Below are 10,216 nucleotides of genomic sequence, written 5' to 3' on the forward strand. Positions count from 1 at the left end.
CGAACACGGCCATTGGCGGCGTACCGCCGAAACAGAAGTTGCCCATCGCGGCATGACCTCTACTTCTGAACTCCGTTAAAAGCGGGGGGACTACCTTTGTGGACACAGTCACATTTGTGCCCCCGGAAAGCATGGCTTCGCCTTCATCGGCCGTCTATACGGTCAGGGTCGGACGGTTACGATAATTGGACGGTAAAACTGGAATCAAAATCGCTCAAACCCAAGGCGGCTGGACATTTCCCAGTTGGCGCTTCAGTCGAAAAATCGGGGGCGTCACTTTTCGGCTATTGAAAGGGACCACGATTTGTATTTACCATTGCGGTTGCGGTTGCGGTTGCGGAGCGCAACGGGGAACGGAAGTGAATCTTGCGAGAATTAAATGCGATAGGTTTGTAATACTTATAATATAGTCAATCGCTATTCCGGAATTTCAATATCGGCTATTCCATCGTTTTCGTGAGATCGGCCTAGATGAAGCGCACACGGTCGTTCCCTCACCTCAGGCGCTGTTTGCCCGGCTTGCTCTCGCGCCCGCTGGCGAAAGCGGCAAGCATTTCGGGATCTGCTGTTAGAACGCCGCAAACGGGGAATGTATCGCCGTTTCGATCGGAGTTAAGACGACTGCGTTCCTGGACGGACACGGATCGGCTGCACCGACCGGGCAATTGATTGTGACCAATCACGAATGAACAGTGAATTTACGGGCTCTACTAGAAGCCAGGCGGCTCCGATCCTAGGGGCAAGCCTTGAACAGAATGGAGCATAAATATGTCAAGCAATGTGTTGGGAAAACGAGCAAGAAAAAATATTGGCATTAGAGCGGCCGAGGGCGTCGAAAATCAAGAAAAAATCGAAATACTGACACCTGTTTAGTGCTAGCTGGCATCTTGATGCCGGCACTCCGCCAACAGTTCGTGTTGCATACTGTCCGGTGACGGTACTTTGCGAGCCGCGCTCATTGTTCATCTCTTCATGGGGTTACGTACCCGAATTATGGGCAATGGGCTTTAGCGACAGCTTCTTCAGGCGGGGGATGAAAAGCTCTTTGCGAACGGCGAAGCTTAGCTCGCGCGCATCTCACATCTGGTATGGACGAGCATATGCGTGTATTGCATTAAAAAATTGGGCCGTCAGCCCAATCGTCCTTCTCGGAGTGAATCTGGAGAGGGTCGGCTATTCGATGGCGACCTCTCCGGTTCGAACAATGTCAGGCGCTTACTGTGGACCGGTTTCTGCCCAAGGCTGAAAACCGGCGTTGAGTACCGTCCGCAAGGCTTTGCGCAATTCGGACGCAGGCTTTTCGCCGTATGCTCCCTCAAATTTTTTCTGCACTTCGCTCCAGAGCGGCAGCGCCAATCGGTACCGCGCAAGCCCAGCCTTCGTAATCATCGCCTGCTTTACGCGACGATCCTCCCCTGGCACGACTTCGACTAGTCCATTACGTTCCAGCGGCTTCAGATTCGATGAGAGGGTAGTCCGATCCATCGCCATTTTGTCGGCCAGTTCGCCGATGACTAACGGGCCACTTTTCACCAGCTTATAAAGAATCGAAAACTGCGTTATTCGCAACTCGACCGGACTCAACGCCTGGTCATACACGGCCGTCAGGTATCGCGATGCCTGGCGGGCCGCGAGGCAGTTACAGAGCCCATCGATATCGTCTAGTCGTTTCTGGTGTGCTGCCATCTCTATTCTCACGAAATTTTGCCGGAGTAGAAAATATATGCTCATATGCTCATATGGGCAAGGCAAAGAATTCCGGTTGATGCTGGGAGGGCGGGGTGTCGTGCACCGGGCTGCCTTGGTCAACGCAATCGCAGGTGACTTGCGAGCATTTCTGCCGTTCTCTCCGGCTGTTCCAGCTGCGGCCAATGCCCTGAGCCGTCAATCGACCTGAATCCGGCGGCGGGAAAGCGATTCCACCGGATATCAGCCACCTGTTTGGCAGGGATGACAGGATCATCGGTCGCTCCGAGAATGAGCGTCGGCCCTCGGTAGGTGCACGGGGAGAGTCCTCTCGTATCTCCCTCGATGAAAGCATCGTAATAGGCGCGTGCAGCCTCCTTGCCCATCAGTACTGCAGGATGCACAAGTTGGTCAAGTTGATCGCCGTTCAGGTTCTTTGAGAACTGCTTGCGAATGTCGCGCTGGGCGAGCGCGTCGGCGCCGCTTTCGCGAAGCATTGTCCGGGCACTCTCTGGCAGGACGTTGCCTGCGAGGGGTGTGGGCGTGATAAGCGTCAGCGAGCTTATGCGTTCCGGCGCATGCCACGCGATGAGTTCAGCGATCTGTGCGCCCATACTGTGGCCGACAAGCGCCACGTTTGTGAGTCCTTGCGCGTCGAGCAACTCCAGAATGTCGGTCACCGCATGATTGAGGGTATAGGGTCCTGGGTGCGCTTGCCGTCTCCCGGCGCCACGTAGGTCCGGCGCTATCGACAGGGCAGCGTGTTTTGGCATGGCTTCTATCAATGGCCCCCAGGTCGCGTAGCTATCCAGAAAGCCGTGTATGAACACCAATGCCTGATGCTCGGGTACTGAGCTTCGCCGCCCGGACGATCCCTGGATGTCGTGCGAATCGATTGCCATGCTGGTCCTCCATTTACAGATATTCGCTTGTCAGAAGCGTACGAACGCCATATTATGCGCATATGCTCCTATTGTAAAGGTAAGGAATATCGAATGATCAGCAAGCGTGACGTGGAGTTTTTGGGAGAGGCCGGCGTAACGCTGCGCGGCTGGCTATTTGTGCCCGAAGGCGATGGCAGAAGACCCGCTATCTCGATGAGTCATGGTTTTGCCGCCGTCAAGGAGCATGGGATTGAAGGCTTCGCGCGCGCGTTTGCCGAGGCCGGGTTCGTCGTGCTGGTTCACGACCATCGCAATTTTGGCGCGAGCGATGGGACGCCGAGGCAGGACATCGACCCGTGGGCACAGATCGCCGATTGGCGCCGGGCGATCTCATACCTTGAGACGCAGCCAGAAGTTGACCCCAGTAGAATCGGCATATGGGGTAGCAGTTATAGCGGTGGCCACGCGCTCGTGCTGGCAGCAACCGACCAGCGGGTCAAATGTGTGGTTTCGCAGGTGCCCACTATCAGCGGCTTCGAGCAAAGCCGCCGCCGGGTATCACCTGATGCGCTGCCCGGTTTTCTTGCGACACTGGTCGATGACCTGCGCGCCCAACACCGTGGAAATCCTCCCCGATTGCAGGCCGTAGCCAGCGCCGATCCGGGTGTACCCGCAGCCTACCGTTCGCCTGATGCGATCGCCTTCTACTCCCAGGAACTTGGCGGGGCTAATTGGACGAATACCGTCACGCTCAGGTCGACGTTCGCAGCGCGTACCTACGAACCGGGAGTTTGGATAAGCCGCATTTCGCCGACGCCACTACTGATGGTCATCGCCACCGATGACCGTCTGACCATGACCGATCTGGAGCTTGAAGCTTACGAGCGGGCACTCGAGCCCAAACGCCTCGTGCTGGTTCCAGGTGGCCACTTCGATCCCTACGTCGCAGGATTTGCTGTTGCCAGCAAGGCCGCCACCCATTGGTTCATGCAACACCTCGCGCACGACGGGCGTTGCCCCGCAGTGCGCTAACGAGTCGTCCCAACACCGCAATCATCCGGAGAACAAGCCATGCCCGTATTTCACGCCCACATCCCGAAAGGTCGTTTTCTGAAGGAACAGAAGATTGCCATCGGCAACGCGCTGAATCAGTCGCTTGTCGAAGCACTGAGCATTCCCAAGGGAGACCGCTTTGTAATGATCAGCGAACATGGTGATGATGAGTTGTTCATCGATCCCGCGTTCATGGACATGAACCGAACGGCGAACGCCATGATCATCACAGTACTGATCGGCGCGCATCGTCCCGCAGCGGACAAAAATGCCCTGTTGGCCGCGATAACCCGTTTGCTGGAGAAGGCCGCCGGGATATCACCCGATGACGTGTTCGTCGCGCTCGTGCCTGTGCCAAACGAGAATTTCTCGTTCGGGCGGGGCATCGCCCAACTGGCGGATGCCCCGCCAAAGTGGTGATTTGACTGCATGCGGAGGCGCGCCTCCTTGAGGGGCACCTCCTGATCGCTTCACTTACTGTCACGAATCGGAGTTGGCACTGGCCGTCAACGTCATAGGCTGCAACCGCCTCACGCGCACGGGGCGTCCAACGACGTTCGAAAATCAAAATATTTGGCGGGGAACGGGAAGTGTCTTACTGTTAAGGCAAACGCCGTCGCCCCGAGCGCTTCACGTCGGCACGATCCAACCAAGAACGGAAATGCTCAAGCATGCCGCTTACCGATGGTGGTTCAACCAGATGCCACGGCTAGATCTTCTTTCGCCGACAGAGGTGTTGGGTGTGTTGTCCCGCACCTTGGCCAGCCCAGAGTTTCTGTCGTCTCCGCGGATGGGGGCGTTTCTGAAGTTCCTGGTCGAGGAACGGCTTGCCGGTCGCGAAAGGTCGCTGAAAGAACTGAACATCGCCATGTCGGTCTTCGGCAAGGATTCGTCATTCGATCCGGGCAGCAATGCCATTGTTCGTGTGGAGGCTGGACGACTACGCCGCCTGCTAGCCGATTTTTCCCGTGGTTCCGGGATCGATGAGCGGCACTTCCTTGAGATACCGAAAGGCACCTACGTGCCATTCCTTCGCCACGCACCAACACCAGGACGACCGTGTTCGGACTCGAGTTGCGCGCCCCAATTGCCCGGTCGACATCGCGTCACGGTGATCGCCTGCAGAATTCCTAGAAGTATCGTCAATAAATCGATTGATTCCGGCCGAATACATGATGACTTTCTTGTGTTTCGACGGAGATTTACAATCGTCACGGAAAAATTCGGTGGAAAAGTTGCGGAAGAGGCTGGCGATCGATTCGTGGGCTATTTCGGCTGGCCGAGATCCTTAGAAAATGCCGCCTATCTTGCCGTTGCTGCGGCAAGAGAACTAGTCCTCGGGGAAATCGAGCCGGCGAAAAATGACTCTGTCGCCGGACTTGAGCAGGCCCCAGCCGACGTTACGATGAAGGTCGGGGTGGCAACCGGCTGGGCAATCAGCGGTGCGCGAAACGCCGATTCAATGACATCCGTTCCCGGGTTGTTGGGAGACGTATTCGATGACGCCACGGCAATATCCTATTGCGCCTCGGCTGGAAGCGTATTCCTGTCCGACGCGACCTATCGAATCCTGCGCCATTATTGCCGTGTCGATTCGCCCTTTAACTGCCTCGCGTTGGGTGAGAGTGTCTGGCGACTTGGAGAATTGGGAATACCCTTCGCGCCCGACGAGGACATACCGTTAATCGGGCGCCGCCACGAACTCGACCTTCTGTTCGGACGTTGGTCTCGGGTCGAGGCCAAAGAAGGGCAGATCGTCGTCGTCAGAGGTGAGCCGGGGATTGGCAAGTCGCGTCTGATCAACGATCTGTGGGCGTCAATCCGGCAGAATGGCGGGCAGCGCATCCTTCTTAGGGCGCTGCCGCTCTATTCGAGGAGCGCGTTGTCGCCTGTGCGGGACGCCATCTCCGAACTGGCCGGGATCATGCGTGGGGATAGTGAAGAGCAAATTAATGCCAAACTCCTCGCGCTGGCGACAACAGCGGGGGAGTCCGAGGCCCCGTGTATAGCGCTGCTCGGCTCCTTGTACGGCTTGGTGTTACCGGACGCGCTGCGGGACATGCCGGCGAGCCGTCGCAAGGAAACGACCTTTGCAATGCTTGTGAGGCTAATTTTCAACGCAGCGCACAAGGCCCGCCTGCTTCTGGTCGTCGAGGATGTTCATTGGCTTGACCCCTCTACGACCGAACTCATCCATTTGATCGCACGTAACATCCAGGCCCAGCCAATCATGCTGGCAGTGACCTCGCGGCCGGGGGATGATCAGTGGCGTAGTTTGCCGCGCGCCACAGTCTTGGAACTAGCGCCACTGGGCAACGCTGACGTCGAACAAATGATGGATGAAGTCGCTGGCTCTGAGAGGCTATCAGCAGAACAGCGCCAACTAGTGATCGAAAAGACAGAAGGCATTCCGCTATTTGTCGAAGAATTTGCAAAGACCCTTTGTGACAAGCCTGAGTTCAGCGGACCACTTCCTGAACGGTTGATTGACCTGCTGATGGCACGACTCGATCGGTTGGGCGACAAGATATTCGTCGCGCAAGTGGCGGCGACGATCGGCCGGGAATTTCGCAGTGATGTTTTGGCCACTGTGGCGGAACTGCCGGAGGACGTCCTTGGCGAGTCCATGCGGACTCTCGTCGAGGAAGGTGTGATTCTTCCGGGTGGAGAGGGCGGGATAGGAACAGGCTGCTTCCGCCATATTCTGTTTCGCGACGCGGCTTATGAATCGATGCTGCTCGAGCAACGCCGCCCGATTCATGAGCGGATCGCGCGGCTATTGGCAGGGCAAACCGGCTTTGAGCGGCGCGCCGAAATTATCGCTGACCATCTCGTCAAAGCGGGTCTCACCAAAGACTCTGCGCCGTGGTGGCTGGAGGCAGGAAAGCGGGCGGCGAAAGATTTTGCCAACGAGGAGGCAATCAGCCATTTTCGCGCGGGTCTCGCGGCGCTCAAAGGACCTGCTCTCACCGCCGCAAACATGAGGCATAGGCTCGAATTGCTGACGGAACTGGGCGTCGTTCTTCGGATTACCGAGGGTTATGGAGCGCCCGAGCTATTGCCTATTTACGAGGAGGCCAAGACGCTCGGCGCGCAGATTCATAGTCCCGACCAGGAAGGCGCGACCTTTGCCGGGATTTGGGCCTATTTCTGCGCGCGTGGCGACTGGGTGGAATCACGTGCCATCGCCACCGAGGTTGCTCAGCGAGCCAAGGAAGCACGCCATCACGGCCTGCTTCTGGAAGCCCGTAGGCTGTTCGGTACGAGCGCTCTTTTTCAGGGACGACTGTCAGAGGCGATATTCTGGTATGACAAAGTTCTGCGCCGCTACGACTTGGTTCGTTACAAGCCATCCTACGGCTACGACACGGGAGCCACTGCCGCCGTCTACAGCGCCTGGGCGCTATACCTCCAGGGCGATGAAAAAGCGGCCCTGAGGCGAGCGGATTTAGCCTCGTCGATCGCCCTTTCTCAAAAGCATGCGCCAACTCAGGCCATCGTCCTGGGTTGGCGTTCGGTAATGGACATTCTTCGCGGCGAAACCCAGGACGGGCGCGAACATGGCGAATTATTGAGGGAACTCAGCGAAAAACATGGTTTTAACAACTGGCGCCCGTTGGCGCAACTCGTCCTGGCCTGGAGCGAGACCATGACCGGCTTGCGGCCTTTCGAATACGTGTCCATGAGCCAGAGTATCACCGAGTTTTGCGTTGGCTGGGGTGGATTCCTTTCCCCCTTCCTCTGGATGACGGTTTCCCAATGCTGCGAAGTGGGTAACCGAAACGATCTGGCGTTGGAGGCTCTTATTCAGGCCGAAGAGTTTGTCCAATGCCACAGCGAACATATTTGGGATGCCGAAATCCTTCGAAGGCGTGGCGAGTTAGCATTAAAAGGGGATAGCGCCGACCGGAAGATCCTCGCAGCCGGTTTTTTCAATCAGGCCATCGCCCTCGCATTATCACAGGGCTCTGCCATATTCGAGCAACGAGCGCAAATGAGCCTCGCTAAACTTAGTAAGTTGGCAAGTGGGATAGTTTGACAGATGGGTTGCGGGCATTCGTTATGGCCTCGCGCTGCGCGAAGAAGTATTTGTGGAGGAAAGTATAGGAGCAAAGGACTCGCATGACGGGGGCGCACTGTCGCACAGGCGGGCCAACGGTGGGACAGGCCGGTGATAAAGTACAGACCGCGCTATTCAGTCCCCTTGAGCGCTGCGGAAGAGTCGCTCCACAGCACGTGTCCGACCGCTCCGACGGACATCAGTTTGTCGATATTCGCCGCGCTTAGCCCGGTTCCAGAAAAATTTCCTTTGCTTGGGCTCCCGGCGCCAGAGCGGCTGTCAGTTCCGGCAAAGATTAACCGTCGAACTGAAACCAGGTCGACTGGAGATAGGAGGTTGGAAGATCGCCGGGGCCGGTCTCAAAGGTGATGTCAATAGGCTGCGCTGTTATTGGCTCGCAAGGGAATCGCTAGTGGGTAATCAAAGGATTCAAATGGCGCTGGCAAAGTCGATCGGGCCGAATCGAACTGAGCCGGCGGTGTTCCGGTGCGTTCCCATAACCGTTCGAGACTTCCTCTGCAACGCGTCTCCCATGCCAGGAACCCGCGACGCCGTGCTACGTGCAAAGCGTTCACAAGTATACATTCCGCCAGATACGAGGCGTCGTCCGACTTCTCCCGTAGAAGCATGACCTCCGCTTCCGCACGCAGCAGTTCGACCCATGAAAAGATGTCGTTCACAGCTGCCGCCCTTGCCATGGCGCGAGCAATCAACGTGTCCGCATCGCGGGCTCGGCCAAACCGGGCCAACGCAATGGCGGTTTCGGCGAGAAACGCGGTCAGTACGACGCAGTACTGCGCGTCGCCAATTTTGTCCAACGAAGGGGCGATGCTGGCGTCATACGATTCGACCTGACCCAAGCGCAGGGCAATCAAACCTCGCCACATTTCCGCGCGGGCCTTCCATGTTGACCCTCCATGCCGCCGGGCTGCGTCCGAGAGCATCCGCACCGCGTCGTCGAGCCCCGCATCGTCATTGCGCAGCAACGTCGTCTGGCAAAGCGCCTCGCTCAACGCGTAAGATATCGAAGGAGTGTGGCCGAGAGCTCGCGCATCTTGGAGTGCTCGCTGCGCCGTCATTTCCGCGTCGCCGTGACGGTCGAGAAAGGACAACGCCTGCGCAAGCACGGAACGGGTCATGCTGTGCTCATCATAGAGGAACCGGATTCGCTCGGAGCGCCCGACACGGTCATCCAGCATGCAGATCGACTCCAATTCGAGGCGTGCTTCATTCAGTTGTCCGAGGCACAGATGAGTGATTCCAGATATCCTCCGCGCAACCATCCGGTCAGTGGGCCAGCGGGAGTCCGCGGCGACCTCTGAAAAGTGCGAAGCAAGCGCAAGCGCCTGCGGATATCGCCCATTCAGATATGCATGACTCCAACAGCCCCATAGGCCTTGTAGCTGATATTCCACATCTCCGGTCTCTTGCGCGAGCGCCAGCGCAGCGGCAAATGCTTCGCAAGTCTGACCGCCCGCACTCTGGAAAAGCAGGCACACGCCGCGCGCGGCCTCCAGTTTCATCTCCCATTCGACGACGGGCAAATTCAACCGGGCGTGGAGGGAAAGCCGCGCCAACGCCTCGAGAGCTGTCTCCAAGCGGTGAAGACTTTCCTCAAACAATGCAAAGTGCATGGACGGGGCGATACTGACCACGGTAAGCTCGATCGCGATGACTGTTCCCCCTTCATACGCGAAGCCCCATTCGACAGCCGCGCGCAGATCGTCCAGATAAATGCCGAACGTTCGGTTCCAGTCAATCACTGCGCGTTCTCTGGCGAACTTCTCGGCGGTCCGGAATATGTCCAGAACATGCCGCGCGTGACGTGCTAGCCAGTCGTCGCTTGTACCGCTTTCGACGAGACGCTCACGCGCATACGCACGGATCGTGTCGAGTAGACGGTAGTGCATCTTGGGGAGGTTGGGAACGGCACCCAAAAGCGACTTGTCGACGAGTTCGGCAATAGCGCTTGTTACCTCGTGTGGCGGCATGTCGGTGGCACCGATCGTCCGCTGCGCCGAGTCCAGCGTGAAGGTTCCTGCGAACAGACTGAGCCGGGCCAACACCGTCTGAAGCCGCGGCGGCAAAAGCGCGTAGCTCCAGTCGACCGTTGCGCGTAATGTCTGCTGACGCGGGAGCGCAGTCCGCGCCCCGTTGCGAAGGATCTGAAAGCGGTCGTCGAGGCGGTCAGCCACGCCTTGGATGCCAAGGGCACCGGTACACGAAGCGGCGAGTTCGATCGCCAGTGGGATGCCGTCCAGTTGTCTGCAAATGCGAGCGATCAACGGCATGCACGCGTCGACGCGCGCGTCCGGTGTCAACCCGGTCCGTTCGAGGAATAGCTGGATCGCGCCGAAGCGCAAAGCGTCGTGCAACTCGTCATGTGACGGCATGTCGAGCGACGGCACATGATAAACCCGCTCGCCCCCGATCCTCAGCGCCTCCCGGCTCGTGGCAATGACAGTCGAGGCAGGCGTCGCCTGTAGAAGCCTGTCAATGAACCCGGCGGCGCTTTCTATAAGGTGTTCGCAAT

At 57.8% G+C, this 10,216-nt stretch carries 6 protein-coding genes; 3 read left to right on the forward strand and 3 right to left on the reverse strand.

The genetic code is table 11. The features are described from left to right. Window positions 1–1,215: 1,215 nt before the first annotated feature. On the reverse strand, window positions 1,216–1,686 hold the full coding sequence (locus P3T43_RS35090) for a MarR family winged helix-turn-helix transcriptional regulator (RefSeq protein WP_429285580.1): 471 nt from the start codon (window positions 1,684–1,686) through the stop codon (window positions 1,216–1,218). 119 nt (window positions 1,687–1,805) lie between these two features. Then, complete coding sequence (locus P3T43_RS35095) at window positions 1,806–2,588, reverse strand: alpha/beta fold hydrolase (RefSeq protein WP_429285581.1); 783 nt, start codon at window positions 2,586–2,588, stop codon at window positions 1,806–1,808. A 54-nt stretch (window positions 2,589–2,642) separates the two neighbouring features. On the opposite strand from P3T43_RS35095, the gene P3T43_RS35100 reads away from it, so the two are divergent. The 3 genes from P3T43_RS35100 to P3T43_RS35110 all read left to right on the forward strand — a co-directional run bounded on the left by P3T43_RS35100 (window position 2,643) and on the right by P3T43_RS35110 (window position 7,662). After that, window positions 2,643–3,602, forward strand: coding sequence for an alpha/beta hydrolase (locus P3T43_RS35100; RefSeq protein ID WP_429285585.1), 960 nt, complete (start codon window positions 2,643–2,645; stop codon window positions 3,600–3,602). 39 nt (window positions 3,603–3,641) lie between these two features. Continuing rightward, entirely contained in the window at window positions 3,642–4,043 is a 402-nt protein-coding gene (locus tag P3T43_RS35105; RefSeq protein WP_429285582.1) for a tautomerase family protein, read from the forward strand. Window positions 4,044–4,284: 241 nt separating this feature from the next. After that, window positions 4,285–7,662, forward strand: a complete 3,378-nt coding sequence (locus P3T43_RS35110) for an ATP-binding protein (protein ID WP_429285583.1) — start codon at window positions 4,285–4,287, stop codon at window positions 7,660–7,662. A 392-nt stretch (window positions 7,663–8,054) separates the two neighbouring features. Here P3T43_RS35110 and P3T43_RS35115 read toward each other — a convergent pair. Next, the coding region (locus P3T43_RS35115; RefSeq protein WP_429285584.1) for an ATP-binding protein at window positions 8,055–10,216 on the reverse strand (2,162 nt) is incomplete at its 5' end.

Source organism: Paraburkholderia sp. GAS41, from assembly GCF_050436545.1.
Classification (GTDB): Bacteria; Pseudomonadota; Gammaproteobacteria; order Burkholderiales; family Burkholderiaceae; genus Paraburkholderia.

Excerpts from the sequence above, each read along its gene's own strand:
- P3T43_RS35090 (WP_429285580.1), bottom strand. The coding sequence starts at position 1,686 with ATGGCAGCACACCAGAAACGACTAGACGATATCGATGGGCTCTGTAAC.
- P3T43_RS35095 (WP_429285581.1), bottom strand. The coding sequence starts at position 2,588 with ATGGCAATCGATTCGCACGACATCCAGGGATCGTCCGGGCGGCGAAGC.
- P3T43_RS35100 (WP_429285585.1), top strand. The coding sequence starts at position 2,643 with ATGCGCATATGCTCCTATTGTAAAGGTAAGGAATATCGAATGATCAGC.
- P3T43_RS35105 (WP_429285582.1), top strand. The coding sequence starts at position 3,642 with ATGCCCGTATTTCACGCCCACATCCCGAAAGGTCGTTTTCTGAAGGAA.
- P3T43_RS35110 (WP_429285583.1), top strand. The coding sequence starts at position 4,285 with ATGCTCAAGCATGCCGCTTACCGATGGTGGTTCAACCAGATGCCACGG.